The following is an 18,866-nucleotide window of genomic DNA, read 5'->3' as shown; positions in this document are numbered from 1 at the left end:
CAAGTTGGAGAGAAAGCAATGGAACGTCGTTCCTTTCTTAGAAAAGCCAGCGTGGGTGTTGCTGCGGCTGCGGCCAGCACCGGCGTAGCGCTGGCGGATGGGCCCAGTGTTCGCTGGCGCCTTACTTCAAGCTTCCCGAAAAGTCTGGATGCCTTGTGGGGTGCTGCGCCCCAACTGGCCAAACGGGTTTCGGATTTGACGGGTGGCAAATTCGATATTCGCCCCTTTGCCGCTGGTGAAATTGTGCCGGGTTTGCAAGTGCTAGACGCGGTTCAGCGGGGCACCGTGGAATGCGGGCACACCGCGGGCTACTACTACGTGGGAAAAGATGCCACTTTCGCTTTTGAGGCGGGTTTGCCGTTCGGCCTAACCGCCCGCCAGCAAAATGCCTGGTTGTACCACGGTGGCGGTTTGCAAATGACCCGCGATTTCCTTAAAAACTACAACATCATCAATTTCCCTGGCGGCAATACCGGAACCCAAATGGGCGGCTGGTGGCGCAAAGAAGTGAAAAGCCTGAACGACCTGAAAGGTTTGAAAGTTCGCATTCCCGGGTTTGGTGGCAAGATCATGGCCGCACTGGGTGCAGTACCGCAAACCATCGCGGGCGGCGACATTTACCCTGCATTGGAAAAGGGCACCATTGATGCCGCCGAGTGGGTAGGGCCCTATGACGACGAAAAGCTGGGTTTCCAAAAAGTGGCCAAGTTTTATTACTACCCGGGCTTTTGGGAGCCTGGTCCCTCGCTGAGCTTCTACATCAATCTGGACGCCTGGAACAAACTTCCCAAAAACTACCAAGCTGCGCTGGAGGTTGCTGCAGCCGAGGTTAATGTCACCATGGTGGCTGAGTACGATGCCAAAAACCCAGCGGCCTTAAATCGCTTGATTCAGTCTGGTGCCCAGTTACGGATTTACCCTCGGGATATTCTGGACGCAGCCTACAAAGAGGCCGAAAAGCTGTATGCCGATGAGTCGAAGTCAAACTCCCAGTTCAAGAAAATGTTCACTTCATGGAATCGCTTTAGAAACGACCAAAGCAATTGGTTCAGAGTCGCGGAAAATTCAATGGCCTCTTACATACCCAGATCGAAGTAAGTTTTTGACCTACAGGTAGGTAGTCAGATATAACAAGCGGCTCTAGTGGCCGCTTTTTTTCTTAATGGAACTATTTGCGTGCCACAAGTCACCCAACGCAGTGTCGCTCCACTCGGGGTTGTTTGCACTTCTTTTGGCTGTCGTAATGAGTGGTGTGGGCACTATTCTTTCCACTGCGACAGTTTCTGGCACTTGACTTGTATGGGACAAATTTATGTCGACTCCTAATCAGCTACGCGTTTTCATCATTGACGATCACCCAATCATTGCAATGGCTTTACGCGACATCATGAACTCGCGGTACACCGACCTGGAGGTGAAGCTGTTTAGCCGAATCGGCCCAGCACTTGAACACAGCCGTTTTGAACAACCCGATCTGGTTCTACTTGATTTGGGCCTACCCGACATGTCACCAGAGAAAGTACTCGAAACTGCACTTGAAACATTCGATTACAGTCGAACATTGGTCATTTCTGGGAATGAAGAAATTTTGGGTGATATGGCTGATGACTATCCAGAAACGGAATTTGTCTCGAAAGGCATTACCCAGGACCGTGTACTAAGCGTGTTAGACAGCATGGTTCTTCGTCTTCGCAGAAATAACTGGACCGATCAGATCAGCCAGAAAAACCAACAGGCCAATGGATTCACGATTGGTCAGCGCATGGCGCGAATCACCGAACGTCAGGTGTCGGTGCTGTATCGCATCGCCAAAGGCGAGTCGAACCATGAAATTGCGCAGAACCTGGGACTGTCACCAGAAACTGTTAAAACCCATGTCCGAAGCATTTTGGCACGTTTGAACGCACGCAATCGACTGGAAGCAGCCATGCTTTACCGCGCATGGCAGGAGCAAAAAACCGATGAGGTTTATTCCGATTAAGCTGCGCTCCATGAGGAAAATCAACCAGCTTAGCGCTTGGGTTCAGCAGCATTACGATGCTTGTTTATTGGCCTCTTTGTGCCTGCTGCCCTTGTCGTTTCAGCTGGTAGGGCTGGAAACAGGTGCGCAAGCTCAATTGGCCTACATCGCGTTTGTCAGTGGATGTTTGCTGAACGCCAAGGTTTCTTGCCGCCGTGCTTTTCGTGTACCCCCAACCGAGAAATTGTGGTTTCTGGTGTTTGCCTCCGCATTTGGTGGTTGGGTGCTTTCATTGAACTGGCAATCCATCAGCTTCCTGGTGTTGTGTTGGGTGACACCTTTTACCTTGCTTGCTGTACTCCTAGAGCGACAACACCGCTATAGCATTGCAAAGCAACGCATTCAAAACAGGCGCACGCAGCAAGCGAGGTGGCGCAATGCCAAGCACGCGGTGTTGAGCGAATGGAAAGACCGCCTGCGCTGGCTTGCAGGCGTGCAGCATGACATGCGGCAACCTTTGCATGCTTTGGGTCTATTGGTGGGCCACCCGTCACTGGAGAATCATTCGCAGCATGCCCAGTCAAGTCAGGTTATTCGTCAAATGACCAGTTGCCAACGCTGGTTGCATGACCTTGCAGAGAACATGTTGGAAGCCACCCGCCTTGAACTGGGTGAGCAACGTGAAAAACGCATAGACAGTGTTTCAAGCACCGAGATGTGCAGGTCGCTTGAAGGCTGGATGGGGCAGTTGGCCGAAACCAAAGGCCTGACATTTGAGGTTGATGTTGAGGAATATCTGATTCACACGGACACCCGCCGACTGAAGCGCGTGATGGGTAACTTGGTTTTCAATGCAGTTCAGCACACCTATGAGGGCGGTGTGTTTTTCTCTTATCGCCGCCACGGCGGGGTGCATCGGTTTACTGTCAAAGACTCTGGCCCGGGCATCAGCGAAGATTTGATCAGCGACAAAGCGCAGAAAAATTCGAGTTTTGGCAGTGATCTTCCAAAGACTGGTATTGGCTTATACGTTGTGAAGCGTTTGTGTCAAGAAATGGAATGGAATTTATCGATGTGCAACGTTCAGGAGGGCGGCACAGTTTTCGTGCTGGAGTTGGCTGATCGAATTCCATTAAAAGCGGAAACGCCTGACGGAAGAATTCAACGAGCCAGTTAATTATTGTGTGAACTGTGGGTTGAACTGTGGCGTGAAAGGTTGTTCGTTTCCATAACCTTGTGCGGGCAGTTCTAGCTGTAGCGGGCTGTCTTCGTATTCCACTTGCTTGTCCCGGGACACCAGTTCAGGAAACACAAAAATAAGCACCACCATCAGCAACTGCATCAAAATAAACGGCACTGACCCTTTGTAAATTTCCAGGGTTTTGATTGCCTTCGGTGTAACCGATTTCAAGTAAAACAAGGAAAAGCCGAACGGTGGTGTTAAAAACGATGTTTGCATGTTCATGGCGATCATTACGCCAAACCACACCAGGTCTATTCCCAGTTTGTCTGCCACCGGCACCAGCAAGGGAATTACAATAAAAGCAATCTCGAAAAAGTCTAGAAAGAAACCCAGTACAAAAATCAGGATTTGAACGGCGATCAGAAAGCCTAGTTCACCGCCGGGCAAACTACCCATCAAGTGCTCAACCCACAAATCGCCTTCGACCGCTCGAAAGGTCAAGCCAAATACTGTGGAGCCAATCAGGATAAACAGCACAAAGCAAGACAGCTTGGTGGTGGAATTCAGGGCTTGTTTCAACATAGAAAGGCTCAGCCGCTTTTTTGAGGCTGCAATCAGTAAAGCACCAATCGCGCCCATGGCGCCGCCTTCGGTGGGTGTGGCAACACCCAAAAAGATGGTGCCCAGCACCAGAAAAACCAGGACCAAAGGCGGTAGTAGTACAAATACTACGGCTTTCATTATGCGGGGCCCAGAGCCAGGCTCGTCGTAATGGCAGGCTTCAAGGGGCAGGGCAGGAAGCGCGTTTCTTTGAAATCGGGTCACCAAGAACACATAGGCGATGAACAGGGCAACCAACATCAGGGCAGGAAGCAGGGCGCCCTGGTACATGGCACCAACGGATACGCCAAGCTGATCCGCCATCACAATGAGCACCAGTGAAGGTGGCAGAATTTGTGCCAATGTGCCTGAAGCCGCAATGACCCCCGTAGACACCGATTTGCTGTAACCGTATTTCAACATGACAGGCAATGAAATCAAGCCCATTGAAATAACCGAGGCAGCGACCACGCCTGTGGTGGCAGCCAGCAAGGCCCCCACCAAGATGACTGCATACGCAAGGCCACCGCGTACTCGGCCAAAAAGCTGGCCGATGGTTTCCAGCAGGTCTTCGGCCATCCCACTGCGTTCAAGCACTAGGCCCATGAAAGTAAAGAAGGGAATGGCAAGCAGCGTGTCGTTGCTCATGATGCCAAAAATACGTTCGGGCAGTGCTTGAAGCAGGGCAGTGGTCATTAACCCTTGTTCAATGGCAACGTAGCCGAATAAAAGGCCATTAGCGGCCAATGCAAAGGCCACCGGAAAGCCACTGACCATGAACACCACCAACACGGCAAACATGATGGGGGGCAACCATTCAACTGGAATTATGGGCATGGTGTGGCTAGCCCTTTTGCGTGATTTTGTAACACGTCAATTTTCTTGATGACTTCAGAACACACCTGCAAACCCAACAGTACAAAACCCACAACAATCAGCGCTTTGGCTGGCCAGCGAATCAAGCCGCCCGGGTCTGGGGAATACTCATTAACCAGAAAAGATTCGTACGTGAAATGCCAGCCCGACACCACTACAAAGCCAATCAGCGGCAGGGTGAATAAAACATGGCCCACAATGTCGATCCATGCCCTGGTTTTTTCAGAAAATCTTCCTGAAACCACATCGATGCGCACATGCTCGTTTTGCTGAAGGGTGTAGGCTGCGCCTAGCAGGAAAACAGCGCCGAAAAAGTACCACTGAATTTCCAGCAAGCCATTGCTGCTGGTGTCAAATGCCTTTCGCACCACCGCGTTGTAAGCGGAAATAACGGTGGTCAGCAAAATCAACCAACCCACAGCCAAACCGACCTTGGCACTTAGCCAGTCGATTCGGCGGGACAAGGCCAGCAAGGCATTCAATTTTAGAAACCCAGGCGCTTGCGGGTTTCAGCAGCCGCTGCCTTTACTTGGTCAGGGTTGGTGCCGCCAATGTGATTGCGCGCCTGAAGCGAACCTTCCAGGGTAAGCACTGCGCAAAGGGCGGTGTCGACCAAATCGTCGCTGTAGCCCAATTCAGTAAGTCGCAATGCTTCCTGTAACTGGGGAACGGTTAAGGCTTCCAGGCCACACTGTTGCGTGTCGCAATAGCGAACTGCGCGTGCAACCGCCTCGTGAGCATCGCGAAACGGCATGCCTCGCTTCACCAGTGCATCGGCCAAGTCGGTGGCCGTGGCATAACCTTCCAGGGTAGCTGCGCGCATGTTGTCTGCCTTTACCTGAATGCCCTCAACCATTTCAGCAAAGATGGTCAATGTGTCGACTACCGTGTCCACGGTGTCGAACAGGGGTTCTTTGTCTTCCTGATTGTCTTTGTTGTAAGCCAGTGGCTGGCCTTTCATCAGGGTCAGCAGACCCATCAGGTGGCCGTAAACACGGCCTGTTTTGCCGCGCGCAAGTTCGGGCACATCCGGGTTTTTCTTTTGCGGCATGATGGACGAACCCGTGCAAAAGCGATCGGGTAAGTCAATGAAGGCATATCGCTGGCTCATCCAGATAATCAATTCTTCCGACAAACGCGACACGTGCATCATCAAAATGCTGCTGGCTGCGCAAAATTCAATTGCGAAGTCACGGTCGGAAACAGAATCGAGGCTGTTGCGCGTGGGGGCATCAAAACCAAGTAGTTCGGCAGTGCGGTTGCGGTTGATCGGAAACGTAGTACCAGCAAGTGCCGCAGCGCCCAGTGGCAGGCGGTTAATTCGCTTGCGGCAGTCTTGCATGCGTTCAAGGTCGCGTTCAAACATTTCAGCGTAGGCCAGCAGGTGGTGGCCAAAGGTGACAGGCTGCGCCACTTGCAAATGGGTGAAACCGGGCATCACGGTGGCGTGGTTCTTTTCAGCGACCGTAACAAGCGATTGAATCAGGGCTTTCAACAAATCCTGAATGCGGTCCACTTCATGTCGCAAAAACAGGCGAATGTCGGTGGCCACCTGGTCGTTGCGCGAGCGGCCCGTGTGCAGCCGCTTGCCAGCGTCGCCAACCAGTTCGGTCAATCGGCGTTCAATGTTCAAGTGAACATCTTCCAGATCCAGCTGCCAGTTGAATTTACCGGCTTCGATTTCTCCAAGGATTTGCTTCATTCCGCCTTCAATGGCCTGCAGGTCGGAAGCAGCAATTACATTGGATTCAGCCAACATGGTGGCATGGGCCAATGAGCCCTGAATGTCGAATTCCGCCAGTCGCTTGTCGAAAAACACGGAGGCCGTGTAGCGCTTGACCAGCTCTGACATGGGTTCATTGAATCGCGCTGACCATGCTTCCTGTTTTTTGGACCATTGGTTCGACATGGGGAATCCTTTATGCACTTTGGAATAGGGGCTAATTATAAGGGTTTGACGTGCTAGACTTTCGCAATAAACGCCTTCTCACGGCCTTGCCGTTGGGAATACACCAAATTTTCTCAACTGAATCGCGACTTGTCGGGTCGCCACACCGAATGAAAATAAGAATTGCATCAAGGGAAAGCCGCTTGGCCATGTGGCAAGCGGAGCACGTTCGAGATCTTTTGTTGGCACTGCCCGAGGTAACCAGCGTTGAAATTGTGGGCATGACCACCAAAGGTGATCAAATTCTCGACCGCTCATTGGCAAAAATAGGTGGCAAGGGCCTGTTCATCAAAGAACTGGAGCATGCCCTGCTTGAAGGCAGAGCCGATTTGGCCGTGCATTCCGGGAAAGACATTCCCATGGACTTAGACCCTGAGTTCCGATTGCTCGGCTTCATGACCCGTGAAGACCCGCACGATGCATTTGTATCCAACGACTATGCAAGCTTGGCCGACCTGCCAGCTGGCGCGGTAGTGGGCAGTTCAAGTTTGCGTAGGCAAGCGCAGATTCTGGCCCGTTACCCGCATCTAAAAGTTGAACCCTTACGCGGTAACCTTGATACTCGTTTGGGCAAACTTGATTCCGGGCAGTACCAAGCCATTGTATTGGCCGCTGCCGGCTTAAAGCGATTGGGCCTTCATTCCCGAATTCGCAATGTAATTGACTCTGTGGACATGCTGCCTGCGGTTGGACAAGGGGCGCTAGGGCTTGAAATTCGTGCAGAAGACGAGACCCTTGCCCGTGTGGCCATGCGTTTAACCGACCCAGTGTTCACCACCTTGGTGAGTGCTGAACGTGCTGTGTCCAAGGCGCTGGGTGGAAGTTGCCAGGTACCTATCGCTGGTTACGCCACGCTGGACAACTCAACTCATTTCACATTGCGTGCATTGGTGGCTAGCCCGGATGGAAAATCAGTCATGGAAAAAAGCGCCACCGGCGCTTTGGCAGACTGGCAGAACGTATCAGCCAAGGTAATTCAACAATTACTTGAAGATGGTGCGCAACAATTGATCAACTCTGCCATTCAACAGTTCAAGGAATAAACATCGACATGAGTCACACTTTGGTCGTTTGCAAACCCAAATTGCCAGAGCAGTACTTGGCGCAAAGACTGGATTTAAAGTACCAGCTTGAGCAGGCTCAGCACGCGAACGTGCTGTACTTTCCTGTGTTTGAATTGGTGCCCGACTTTGCGGCCATGGGTGAAATCAACTCATGGCTATCACAGGAAACCGAACGTACAAAGCGCATGATTGTCTTTGTAAGCCCATCGGTACTGGAAATTACAGTTACACACATGGGTAAGTGGCCTACAGATGTTTATTGTGGTGTGATGGGACGCCAAAGTGCCAAGCTGGCCAGTGATCTCGGGGTGCCACAAGACCGAATCATTGCGCCCACTGGTGAAGGCAATGATGAAACCGAGGACTCTGATGGCTTGGCACGTTTGGTGTCCAGTCAATTCGAGGCAGGAAGTTGCGAAGTGTTGGTGTGCAAGGGGCCTCGCGGGAGGGTTGAATTTCCCAAGAAACTTGAGAACATGCAGCACGGTGTGAAAGTGCTGGAATGCTACGATCGACGCGTAATCAAGCAAAGTGATGCCCAATGTGAGGCACTTCTATCTCTTTCTAACAGTGCTGTTTTGTGGATTACCAGCAGTGAAACCATTGACGCACTCGACCGAGAACTTGAACTTCGTGTGGACCCGCGATTGGATGTTCTTAGAATGCAGTCGGTTGTGTTGACCACCCACCCACGCATTACCGCCAAATGCAAGGAATTGGGATATGCCCATGTTGTGCAGATAGCAACAGGGATACAATCAGTGAACTCTTGGCTTAATTCCAACAAGAAGAGCATGGACAATAACAAACCTACACCCGCATCAACCCCAGCGCCGGCAACCCCACCTGCAGCCCGAGTTGGCACCGGCCAGATTGCTCAAGCCAACAACCAATGGTTGGGCAAAGCCGCGTTTTTTATCTCGGTTGTCAGCTTTGTTCTAATTTTGTTGATCGCATTTGCCGGAAAAAACCAGATTGAAAAAACTCGCATGGCCTTTGGTGAGCGAATCCAAAAAGAGTCGACCACCCTGGACCTTGTGAAAGAAGACATTGGTGAAGCCGGCGACTTGGCCAAAGACCTGAAGACGCGCTTTGATGTGCTAGAACAGGCGCAAAAAGAGGAGGCCAGCCAGCGCGCCAGCCTCGAAGAAATTTACAACAGTTTGTTGTCGAGCCGCACTGAAGTCTCTCTCAGCGAGGTCGAGCAGTTAATTTCAATCGCCAAGCGCCAGCTTTACCTGCTGGGCAATGTCAATGGAGCTGCAATCGCCCTGACACAGGCCATTGAGTTACTTGAAAGCAGCGAAAAGCCGTCTTTGTTGAACTTGCGCGTCGCGCTGGAAAAGGATTTGTCAGAAATCAAGGCATTGCCCACCGATGACTTGCTTCGATTGGCAATTTCTCTGGATTCGGTCGTGAATTCGGTAGAAAGTTTGCCTATGCTTTCTAGTGTTGACGCGACCAAAGACCAAACCCTGGCGGAAATGACTGACGAGCCAGCCGCAAATAACAATACAGAAGCACCACCCGTTCAACCCAACCAAAACACTGCGCTGGGATTTCAGCAAGCGTGGATTACCGTTAAGGATTTGGCGAAAACGGTTTGGTACGACGTGAAGTCGCTGGTTGAAGTGACCAAGGTCGACAGCCCAGAAGTATTGTTGCTTTCAAGCAGGCAGGAAACTGATTTGCGAAACTCGCTGCGCCTTTCTTTGCTAAACGCCAGAATTTCCTTACTATCCCGCCAGGCCACCTTGTTGAGATCCGATCTGGAGCGATCCTCCAACCTTCTGAACACTTATTTCGACACCCAGTCGATTCAGGTGCAGCGCGCACAATCTGTAATCGGCGAAATTGGCAAGGTTCAGCTCGATTTGGTTTTGCCTGAATTGCAGGCCACTTCAGCCGCGCTTCGACTGGCTGTGGCGGGGCAGCAGGGGGAGCGTCAATGAAGCAACTGATCGGTTTGTTGCTGGTTGTTGTCGTAGCAGTGGCAGTGACACTGATGGCTCAAGGCAATTCTTCCAAAGTGTTGATCTTCTTTGGTCAATACAGAATTGACATGTCGCTGAATTTTGCAATCATTGCAATTTTGTTTTCTTTCTTTGTTCTTTATATTCTGATGCGTGCGTGGCGCGCCTCCAGCCAGTTGCCAGGCAAATTCAAAGAATATTGGATGAACCGCAAGCAAAATGCTTTGCTGAAAGCCAACACACAAGGCCTGATTGCCCTGATCACCGGTGACGAACAAGGTGCTCAGAAGGCATTGAATCAAGCCAGCAAAACTGGCATAGAAACCGATTTGAGTTACTTGATTCGAGCCATGTCGGCTATTCAGGCTGACCGCTACGACATCGCTGAAGAAATACTTAATCAGGAAAAAGCCATGGTGGGCGAACACTCCAACGCGTTGGTTGTGTTGAGAGGCAAAGTGGCCTTGTCCAAACAAGACTTTGCAGGTGCGCTGGCCCTGCTTGAAGCGATGGATCCGTTGGCTGCGAAATTACCCCAGGTTCAACGTCTTCGCATGTTGGGCTTGATGGGCCTGCGGCGCTGGCAAGACGCCCTGGTTCAATTTCGTGGCTGCGTGGCTGTTTCTGCGCTTACCCACAGTGAAAAGAATGAAGCACTAACTCGAATTTATGCTGGCCTGTGTGAAATTGCTGGCCAAGACTCGGCGAAAATGCAGGAAGTACTTTCAGGTGCCAAACCTGTCGAACTTGAAAGCAGCAGTGTGTTACGCATGCTAGCCGCTGGCCTGATGCGCAGTGGGCTGGTTACTGCAGCGCGCACCATGCTGGAAACAGCGTTGAAGCAGCAATTCAATAAAGATTTGCTGCCTGTGTACCACCAGGTTGCGGTGCTGGAACCACGGGAATCACTTCCCAATGTTGAACATTTGTTGATGCAACATCCTGCAGATCTTCGTCTGCTTGAGCTGGCTGCCGACGTGTGCGAACGCGAGCAGTTGTGGGGCAAGGCTATTTCACGATTTGAAGCGGTGTATGCCAAACAGCCTTCAGCCCATGTGGCGGGAAAGCTTGAGCGCCTGTATGAGTCGGCCAACCAGAGTGAACGCGCCAAGGTTTGGCGGGAAAAGTTGAACAACCATCTACAGAACGACCGTCAGCTTGTGTAAAGCAATATTCGATACAATACGAGCAATTTTATTTTCAAGGATTAACAAGCATGGGCTACGAAAGCATTTCCCCTGGTAAAGACCTACCGAACGATGTGAATGTCATTATTGAAATCGCCGCGAATTCAGATCCGGTTAAATACGAAATCGACAAGGAAAGCGGTGCCTTGTTCGTGGATCGCTTCATGGGCACCTCCATGCAGTACCCCTGCAACTATGGCTATATTCCTCAAACTTTGGCTGCCGATGGCGACCCCGTGGATGTGTTGGTGATGACGCCTTACCCCCTGCAACCCGGTTGTGTGGTTCGTGTTCGCCCCATCGGCATGTTGAAAATGACAGATGAATCGGGTGGCGATGCCAAGCTGCTGGGTGTGCCGGTTGAAAAGTTGCTACCGCAGTACAAGCACTACCAAAGCATTTCAGACGTACCCCAGGAATTCCTGGCGCGTATTCAACACTTCTTTGAACACTACAAAGACCTGGAAAAAGGCAAGTGGGTAAAAATTGAAGGTTGGGGTGACATGAAAGACGTTGAGAAAGAAATCAGCGACGGTGTAGCCAACTACAAAGGCTGAATGCTGCCTTGAACCGTGTGTGAAAAAAGCCAGCCTGCGGGTTGGCTTTTTTTTATTCTTCCAGCGTTGTGCCTGCACGGAATGCAGTGTGCTCGCTTAACTCGGTGGCATAAGCTTGCAAGTGTGCTTTTTCACGCCTTAAAAAATTCTCGATGGGTAGCTTGAATTCATTGTCGTGCACATAGTGCGCACTTACCATGGTTTGCGGGTTCAAGCCACGAGCCATTTTGTGCTCCCCCTGCGCACCACCCTCGAACCATTCAATGCCTTGTTCAACCGCAAATTCAATGGCCTGGTAGTAACACAACTCAAAATGCAGACATGGCAGGTTTTCCACGCAGCCCCAATAGCGGCCGTAGAGTCTTTTTTCGCTGTACAGAAAAAATGAACTGGCCACAGGCTGCTCATTCAGGCTTGCTTGAATGATTAAAATCTGTTCACCCATGCTGGTACACAGTTGCCTGAAAAACTTCAAATTCAAATAGGGACTGGAAAAATGTTCCATGTACGTGCGTGAATAGCACTGGTAGAAAAACTCCAGCTGTTCAGCCGTAACTTGCGTGCCGTGAATGCGCTGAATGCGCAAACCTTCGACTTGTGCCTTGCGCCGCTCAGCGCGAATATTTTTTCGCTTCTTTTGGTTCAAGCTATCCAGAAATTCATCGAATTCGTCAAATGGCTGCCCGCTTGAAGGGTTTTGGTTGCGCCAATGAAACTGCACCACATGGCGACTGCTGTTATTCAGACTGGTGGCGTTGCCAAGTAGCAGTTGTTGATCTTGCTCGGTCAAGAACAAGGCATGCAGTGTTGAAATTTGGGTGCCCAAAAGCTCGGTGTTTTCAGCTGCTTGCCAGGTTAATTGGGCCAAGCCCTGCGCCAATGCAGCGCCCGCATGAAGATCAGTACACAACACCTTTGGCGCTAATATCGGGGTAAAAGGAATGGCGCACAGCAGTTTGGGGTAATAACGCAGGCCGTTTTTTTCATAGGCTTGGGCCCAAGCCCAATCAAAGACATATTCACCGTACGAATGTGATTTCAAGTACAAAGGCAATGCAGCCAGCAAACCGCCAGTATCGCTGTGAATGGCCAGATGCAAAGGCCCCCAGCCGGTTTCAGCCGTGGCGCTGCCGCTGCTTTCCAAAGCCAGCAGGTATTCATGGCGAAGGGCAGGGTGAAGCACACCACCATTGCATTTAAGCACAAGTGAATTCCATTCAGCTTGTGCGATCTCGCCAATGGATTGGCAAATCTGCATGCGATAATTCATAAAGGCGACAACTACTATGCAGGTACCCAGTGAGTTTATCCCGAGTCCGATTGGCGATTGCGCAGTTAAACCTGACTGTGGGTGATTTAAAAGGCAATTGCGCAAAAATTCTTGAATATGCGCAGCAAGCCGCAGAACAAGGTGTGCGAATCCTTCTTACGCCTGAACTTTCAATCACTGGTTATCCACCTGAAGACCTTTTGTTGCGACCGTCTTTCCAGCGCCAAACCGATGCTGCACTTGATCGTTTGCGCGAAAGCCTGGCCTCGCTTGATCTGTATGTCGTGGTGGGCCACCCAGCACACCGCGAAGGCGAGCTGTTCAATGCTGCCTCGGTGTTGCACAAAGGGCAGGTGGTGGGCATGTATCACAAGCATGATTTGCCCAACCGCGAGGTGTTTGACGAACAACGCTACTTTACGCCCGACAATCGCCCGCTGGTGTTTGAAGTAGATGGCATTCGTTTTGGCTTGAATATTTGCGAAGACACCTGGAACCGGTACGCACCCGAGGCTGCAGCCGCAGCTGGTGCCGAGGTACTGTTGGTGCCCAATGCATCGCCATATCACATGGGCAAGCAAACCATTCGAAAATCGATGGTTGCGCAGCGTGTGCAAGAAACTGGAATGGCGATTGTGTATGCCAACATGCTGGGCGGGCAAGACGAATTGGTGTTCGATGGTGCTTCTTTTGCCATGGACGGCAAACAGCACGTGGCCATGCGTTTGCCCCAGTTTCAGGAAGCGCTGGCAGTGCTTGATGCTGTGGCGCGCCCGGGCGAACCGATTGTGCTTGAAGCGCATCAGCCATGTGTGCCTGAACTTGAGATACACGCGCAGGTGTATGAAGCCCTGAAAATGGGTGTGCATGATTACGTGACCAAGAACCGCTTTCCTGGCGCAATAATTGGTTTGTCTGGCGGCGTTGATTCAGCACTAACGCTCGCGATAGCCGTGGACGCGCTGGGCGCCGACAAGGTTCGCGCTGTGATGATGCCATCGCCTTACACCGCCGACATTTCGCTGGACGATTCCCGCGACATGGTGAAGCGTCTCGGCATTCAGTACGATGAAATTTCCATTCAAGACTGCATGAAGGCTTTCGATTTCAGCCTTGCCCCCTTGTTCAAAGGCTTGCCCACCGACACCACCGAGGAAAACCTGCAGGCCCGAATTCGCGGCACCATGCTGATGGCGATTTCCAATAAAACCGGTCGCATTGTTTTAACCACGGGCAACAAAAGCGAAATGGCCACTGGGTACTGCACCCTGTATGGCGACATGGCTGGCGGCTTTGCGGTGATCAAAGACATCTTCAAAACCCTGGTTTATGAGCTGTGCGAATACCGCAACGGTATATCCGAGATTATTCCGACTCGAATCATTACCCGCCCACCTTCTGCCGAGTTGCGCCCTGACCAGGTCGACCAAGACAGCTTGCCTCCATATGCTGTGCTTGACGCCATTCTCGCGCGCTACATGGAAAAAGATGAATCGGTGGAAAACATCATTGCCAGCGGCTTTCAGAAGGACGATGTGTTCAAGGCTGTTAAACTGCTTCGTATCAACGAATACAAAAGAAGACAAGCGCCCGTGGGTATTCGGGTCACGCACCGGGCATTCGGTCGTGACTGGCGCTATCCAATCACATCAAAGTTCAACGATCTAGAAGGATTCCAAGAATGAAACTGATCAGCGCAATCATCAAACCATTCAAACTGGACGAGGTACGCGAAGCATTGTCGGAAGTGGGTGTTAATGGCCTTACTGTGACGGAAGTAAAAGGCTTTGGTCGCCAGCGCGGCCACACCGAGCTGTACCGCGGTGCGGAATATGTGGTTGATTTTCTGCCAAAGGTAAAAATTGAATTGGTGGTTGACGACAAAATGGTGGATCAAGCCATTGACGCAATTCAGAACGCGGCGCGTACCAACAAAATTGGCGACGGCAAAATTTTCGTAACCGATGTTGAGCGTGTTATTCGGATTCGTACCGGCGAGCAGGGCGAAGCCGCAATTTAAACCAATGACTGATTGGGCGAGTGTTGGGCAATTTGCTGCCTGACCTTGCTTGTCAGGGCTGAAAGTTCGCTTATTTCAAGACTTCGATATTTGGCATTTGCTTCATTGTTGGCTGTGACCACGCCCAAATATTGTTCACTTAATTTTCCATACCTTGCTTCTGTATCAGCCAATTGCTCGGCCAGGGCAGCGACTTCCTCAAACAACATGGCCTTTTCTGCGCTGGCTTTGGCCACCGCTTCGGTGTATTCAAGCGGGCAGTATTTCGCCATGGCGTGTTTCCAGGGTTCCCATGCTGCAAGGTATTTGTTCAGATTTTCGTCAGTGGCCAATTCCTGAATTTGATGCCGAGCGCGATCAATGTCAGCACCCGTAACCTGTAATGCGCAGCGCTGAAAAATCATCTCGTTCAGTTGGCTGGGCAAGTTCAATTCAGTTGAAAGCTTCACCACATACTTCAAGATAATTTCAGTGTGATCTACAAATCCAACCAAGGTGCCAATTTTCTTCTGGGCAATTTCCTTTAACAACTGCGATTTATGCAGGCCTTTGGCAGTGGTAATTAAATTTTGTAACGTATTCACATCACGGCGGCTGTCCAAATCAAGGCTTAACTTGGCACTCCGGTGGTGAACAATGGCTTCTTCCAGCTCAATAAATGCAAGTGCGATTCGGTCATCACATGTTTCTGTACCCTCAACTGCAACTGCCGCGCAGGTGTGCAATACATCCACGTTGTTGTGCATGTAATCAAGCACATCGTTGACTCGTGCCACAAGGTTTTGGGGGGCTTTGGTGTAGTGCGCTGTTGCTCGCATGCGGGCAAGTTGCGAAGACAGTGCACTTGCCGCGGGCGCTGGCAAAAACTCTATTGCTTGTGACAAATCCACAGCTTGCGAATAGCGCCCAGAAAGGCCTGCTTCAACACGCCAGGAGTCAATTTCTTCCTTCAACGGCAGCACTGTGACCATCTGATTTTCCAATGCCATGTCATGGTAAATTTGTGGGCCCTGCTGTGGGTTTTGGGCATGCAGAGCCACAATTGCATGGTGCAACTGCTGGCGAACTGTTTGTGGAAGTAAATTGGCATTCAGATTGACATAGCACCGATGGCGAAGGTGCGCGAGGCTACGCGGAAGTTCAGTCAAATTGTTGTCGTTTAGCCATGCCTGGCGAAGTGATTGCAGATTTCCAAAAGCTTCCGGCAGTTGAACAAGCACATTGTCGTTGGAGCGCAAAATGACCAGTGATGCAATTGAACAAATTGATTCCGGCAAACGTTCCAGGCGGTTGTTGGCCAACCTTATTTCGTGAATGCCGTTCAAAAAACTTAAGTCTTCTGGCAAAGCTATTAAACCAAGATTTTCAAGATTTAGCGTGCGATGGGGTGTTTGGCTTTCCAAGCACTGCATCATCCTGTTCTTGGCTTCGATACGATTTTCACAAGGCGCAGCGTCGCGAATGTAAACACTCAGCATGCGCTCAAGCTCAACCGAATTCATCGGTGTTTGGTGTATTTGATTGGTACCTTGATACTGCGTGCGGGCAGAGGTCGCGAAATGGCTTGACCTGCTGCCCGACGCACAAGGTATGGGACTTGTTCGTATCAACTCAAATGACTATGAATGATTTCCGCGAAAGTGGGTGCCAGGGGTTCGGGCAGGTCATGACCCAACCCCTTAATCAGGTGAAGCCGCGAATTTGGCACCAGCTTGGCGATTCGCTCTGAACACACTTTTCTTAGCAATGGGTCGTCAAGTCCATGAATTATGCACGTTGGCACCTTGATTTCCCGGGTGTAATCCTCGATTGAGCCTGTTGCCACTACGCAGTGGGTTTGGCGCAAAACACCCGCAGGTTTGTAGGAACGGTTGTAAGAATTTCGCGCGCGCTCACGCAGTTTGGCAGGGTCTGGTGGGTAGCCGGGGCTGCCAATGGCGGTGAAAACGCGCTCCACATGCTCAACCACATCTTCGAGCTTCTGGCTTTTCGGTTTCTTCAAGAACATGTTGTGCAACACATTGGGCGAAGGCATGGGCAGCTTGGGGCTGTTGGTGGTCGACATCAAGGTCACCAGCTTGCCGATTTTGTCGGGGTGCTGGGCGGCCACAATTTGCGAGATCATGCCACCCATTGAAATGCCCAGCAGGTGAGGGCGCTTTAACTGCAACGCATCAATCAGGCCCACAGCATCATTGGCCATGGTGTCGAGTTTGTAGTTTGTCGGTGTTTTCAAGCCCAATTTGTTGCGAATGAATGTGGCGGGCACATTCACTTTCATGCTGCTGGGATGCTGGTCGGTCAATCCGATGTCGCGGTTGTCAAATCGCAGCAGGCGGTAACCACGTTCAAGCAAAGGTCTGCAAAACTCATCGTTCCACATGGTTAACTGGCAACCCAGACCAGCCACCATGAAAATGGTTTCTGCATCTGCGGGGCCGGCACTTTCCCAAGCCATGGTCAATCCAGTAGTGGTCGATTTGGCAAAGCCTTGTTGCCATGCAATTGCCGGGCTGGAAGTTTTCATCTGCGTGTGTCTCCGCGTTATTTAACTGTCGTTTTTATTGTCGGGCTTTCAGTATCACCAGCAGTGCACCAGCACCGCCATCGCGCGGCGGGGCCTGGCAAAAGGCCAGTACTTCATCCTTTTGTACCAACCATCGTTTTACTTTCTCTTTCAGCACGGGTTCTTTGCCGATTGAGCCCAAGCCCTTGCCATGAATGATTCTTACACAACGAATGTCATGTTTTACGCTGGATCGCAGAAATTCTCCAACTGCTGTGCGGGCTTCATCAGAACGCAATCCGTGAAGGTCGATTTGAGCTTGCACAACCCATTTGCCTTTCCGAAGTTTTTTCAGCGCTTCAAGGCCTACGCCGTTGCGGCGATAGGAAAGTTTGTCATCAGTTTCCAGAAACCGTTCAACATCCATTTCATCCGAAATACTTTCCCAAAGCACCGATTCATCGTCCAGTTCGCGTTGACGGGCAATGGGCAAAGGTTTTACTGGTTTATGGATTTTGATGTTGACATCGCGTAGGGGCGTTACGTCACGAACCTGCCGCTTGAACAGGTTCGCTTCGTCGTGACGTTTTTTTTCTTCCTCAGCCTTGATCCTTGCTTTTTCTGCCTTGATTTCCCCAAGGCGTTCAGCCTCAAGGCGCTGTGCTTCAAGCGAGCGCCTGACCCCTTCAAGATCAGCCATGGATGTCAGCTTTTTCACTGCATGATTACCGCTGTAAAAACAAGTCAGCCTTCCTGTGCTTCCAACCAACGTTGTGCATCCAATGCAGCCATGCAGCCTGTACCTGCGCTGGTAATGGCTTGGCGGTAGACATGGTCTTGTACGTCGCCCGCTGCGAATACGCCTTCGATGCTGGTCATCGTCGCCAAGCCGTTCAAGCCGCTGCGCGTGGTGATGTAGCCGTTCTTCATCTCGATTTGACCTTCGAAAATATCCGTATTCGGCTTGTGGCCAATCGCGATGAAAACGCCTTGCAAAGCCAAATCCTGGGTTTCACCGGTTTTGGTCGACTTGATGCGTGCGCCATTCACACCCATTTCATTGCCAAGTACTTCATCCAGGGTGTAATCGGTTTTCAACTCAATTTTGCCTTCCTTCACCTTGTCCATCATCTTGTCGATCAAAATGGCTTCGGCTTTGAACTTGTCGCGGCGGTGAATTACGGTGACCTTTTTGGCAATATTGCTCAAGTACAAGGCCTCTTCAACAGCGGTGTTGCCACCACCCACCACACACACTTCCTGATTGCGGTAGAAAAAACCATCACAGGTGGCGCATGCCGAGACGCCTTTTCCTGCAAACGCTTCTTCAGAGGGCAGACCCAAGTACATGGCGCTGGCGCCGGTGGCCAGAATAAGTGCATCGCAGGTGTAAACGCCTGCGTCACCTTTTAGCGTGAACGGGCGTTGTTGTAGTTCAACAGTATGAATGTGATCAAAAATGATTTCGGTGTTGAAGCGTTCAGCATGCGCCAGAAAACGGTTCATCAGCTCTGGGCCTTGAACGCCTTCGGCGTCGGCGGGCCAGTTGTCTACATCGGTGGTGGTCATCAATTGGCCACCTTGGGCCATGCCAGTGATTAATACTGGGTTCAAATTGGCGCGGGCGGCATACACTGCAGCAGTGTACCCGGCGGGGCCAGACCCTAAAATCAGTACTTTGGCGTGGCGTGGCGTGTTAGAACTGGTCATTGCTACCTCTTT

At 51.1% G+C, this 18,866-nt stretch carries 17 protein-coding genes; 9 read left to right on the top strand and 8 right to left on the bottom strand.

Features of this window, described 5'->3' with window-relative positions:
• Nucleotides 1-18 precede the first annotated feature (18 nt).
• The 3 genes from NSP04_RS10210 (at nt 19) to NSP04_RS10200 (ending at nt 3,137) form a co-directional block, all read left to right on the top strand.
• The gene (locus tag NSP04_RS10210) at nt 19-1,098 is read left to right on the top strand and encodes a TRAP transporter substrate-binding protein (RefSeq protein ID WP_257512224.1); all 1,080 of its coding nucleotides are present in this window, start codon (nt 19-21) and stop codon (nt 1,096-1,098) included.
• Between the two features lie 214 nt (nt 1,099-1,312).
• The gene (locus NSP04_RS10205) at nt 1,313-1,981 is read left to right on the top strand and encodes a response regulator transcription factor (RefSeq protein ID WP_257512223.1); all 669 of its coding nucleotides are present in this window, start codon (nt 1,313-1,315) and stop codon (nt 1,979-1,981) included.
• Between the two features lie 10 nt (nt 1,982-1,991).
• On the top strand, nt 1,992-3,137 hold the full coding sequence (locus NSP04_RS10200; protein ID WP_257512222.1) for a sensor histidine kinase: 1,146 nt from the start codon (nt 1,992-1,994) through the stop codon (nt 3,135-3,137).
• Here NSP04_RS10200 and NSP04_RS10195 read toward each other — a convergent pair whose 3' ends face one another.
• From NSP04_RS10195 to argH, 3 genes are read right to left on the bottom strand one after another with little or no spacing between them, the layout of a single operon-like run.
• Nucleotides 3,138-4,580, bottom strand: a complete 1,443-nt coding sequence (locus NSP04_RS10195) for a TRAP transporter large permease (protein WP_257512221.1) — start codon at nt 4,578-4,580, stop codon at nt 3,138-3,140. It lies immediately after the preceding gene.
• On the bottom strand, nt 4,571-5,101 hold the full coding sequence (locus NSP04_RS10190; RefSeq protein ID WP_257512220.1) for a TRAP transporter small permease subunit: 531 nt from the start codon (nt 5,099-5,101) through the stop codon (nt 4,571-4,573). The genes NSP04_RS10195 and NSP04_RS10190 overlap by 10 nt, the downstream gene beginning before the upstream one ends.
• Before the next feature lie 2 nt (nt 5,102-5,103).
• Complete coding sequence (gene argH, locus NSP04_RS10185; RefSeq protein WP_257512219.1) at nt 5,104-6,528, bottom strand: argininosuccinate lyase; 1,425 nt, start codon at nt 6,526-6,528, stop codon at nt 5,104-5,106.
• A gap of 149 nt (nt 6,529-6,677) precedes the next feature.
• Here argH and hemC point away from each other — a divergent pair, with 149 nt between their 5' ends.
• Genes hemC through ppa form a run of 4 tightly spaced genes read left to right on the top strand, consistent with a single transcriptional unit; the run spans nt 6,678 to nt 11,348 of the window.
• Nucleotides 6,678-7,610 carry a hydroxymethylbilane synthase gene (hemC, locus tag NSP04_RS10180; RefSeq protein WP_257512218.1) on the top strand — a complete coding sequence of 311 codons (933 nt, stop codon included), beginning with the start codon at nt 6,678-6,680 and terminating at the stop codon, nt 7,608-7,610.
• An 8-nt stretch (nt 7,611-7,618) separates the two neighbouring features.
• Nucleotides 7,619-9,583, top strand: a complete 1,965-nt coding sequence (locus NSP04_RS10175; RefSeq protein WP_257512217.1) for a uroporphyrinogen-III C-methyltransferase — start codon at nt 7,619-7,621, stop codon at nt 9,581-9,583.
• The gene (locus tag NSP04_RS10170) at nt 9,580-10,770 is read left to right on the top strand and encodes a heme biosynthesis HemY N-terminal domain-containing protein (RefSeq protein ID WP_257512216.1); all 1,191 of its coding nucleotides are present in this window, start codon (nt 9,580-9,582) and stop codon (nt 10,768-10,770) included. The genes NSP04_RS10175 and NSP04_RS10170 overlap by 4 nt, the downstream gene beginning before the upstream one ends.
• Nucleotides 10,771-10,820: 50 nt before the next feature.
• Nucleotides 10,821-11,348 carry an inorganic diphosphatase gene (ppa, locus tag NSP04_RS10165; protein ID WP_257512215.1) on the top strand — a complete coding sequence of 176 codons (528 nt, stop codon included), beginning with the start codon at nt 10,821-10,823 and terminating at the stop codon, nt 11,346-11,348.
• A gap of 52 nt (nt 11,349-11,400) precedes the next feature.
• Here ppa and NSP04_RS10160 read toward each other — a convergent pair whose 3' ends face one another.
• Nucleotides 11,401-12,606 carry a GNAT family N-acetyltransferase gene (locus NSP04_RS10160; protein ID WP_257512214.1) on the bottom strand — a complete coding sequence of 402 codons (1,206 nt, stop codon included), beginning with the start codon at nt 12,604-12,606 and terminating at the stop codon, nt 11,401-11,403.
• 41 nt (nt 12,607-12,647) lie between these two features.
• Here NSP04_RS10160 and NSP04_RS10155 point away from each other — a divergent pair, with 41 nt between their 5' ends.
• Together NSP04_RS10155 and NSP04_RS10150 are read left to right on the top strand one after the other, a co-directional pair.
• Complete coding sequence (locus tag NSP04_RS10155) at nt 12,648-14,303, top strand: NAD+ synthase (RefSeq protein ID WP_257512213.1); 1,656 nt, start codon at nt 12,648-12,650, stop codon at nt 14,301-14,303.
• Entirely contained in the window at nt 14,300-14,638 is a 339-nt protein-coding gene (locus tag NSP04_RS10150; protein ID WP_257512212.1) for a P-II family nitrogen regulator, read from the top strand. Before NSP04_RS10155 ends, NSP04_RS10150 begins: the two co-directional genes overlap by 4 nt.
• On the opposite strand, the gene NSP04_RS10145 is transcribed toward NSP04_RS10150, so the two are convergent.
• The 4 genes from NSP04_RS10145 to trxB form a co-directional block, all read right to left on the bottom strand.
• Nucleotides 14,635-16,140 (bottom strand): NEL-type E3 ubiquitin ligase domain-containing protein, encoded by a 1,506-nt coding sequence (locus NSP04_RS10145; protein WP_257512211.1) that lies wholly within the window; start codon nt 16,138-16,140, stop codon nt 14,635-14,637. The genes NSP04_RS10150 and NSP04_RS10145 overlap by 4 nt on opposite strands.
• A 104-nt stretch (nt 16,141-16,244) precedes the next feature.
• A complete protein-coding gene (locus NSP04_RS10140) occupies nt 16,245-17,165 on the bottom strand; it encodes an alpha/beta fold hydrolase (protein WP_257512210.1) in 921 nt (306 codons plus the stop codon).
• Between the two features lie 34 nt (nt 17,166-17,199).
• Nucleotides 17,200-17,862 carry a Smr/MutS family protein gene (locus tag NSP04_RS10135; protein ID WP_257512209.1) on the bottom strand — a complete coding sequence of 221 codons (663 nt, stop codon included), beginning with the start codon at nt 17,860-17,862 and terminating at the stop codon, nt 17,200-17,202.
• Between the two features lie 26 nt (nt 17,863-17,888).
• The gene (gene trxB / locus NSP04_RS10130) at nt 17,889-18,854 is read right to left on the bottom strand and encodes a thioredoxin-disulfide reductase (RefSeq protein ID WP_257512208.1); all 966 of its coding nucleotides are present in this window, start codon (nt 18,852-18,854) and stop codon (nt 17,889-17,891) included.
• Between the last annotated feature and the right edge of the window lie 12 nt (nt 18,855-18,866).

The organism is Limnobacter parvus, from assembly GCF_024623725.1.
GTDB classification, from domain to species: Bacteria; Pseudomonadota; Gammaproteobacteria; order Burkholderiales; family Burkholderiaceae_B; genus Limnobacter; species Limnobacter parvus.
Note: the sequence above shows the minus strand (reverse complement) of the source record. Positions and strands in the feature narration are given on the sequence as shown.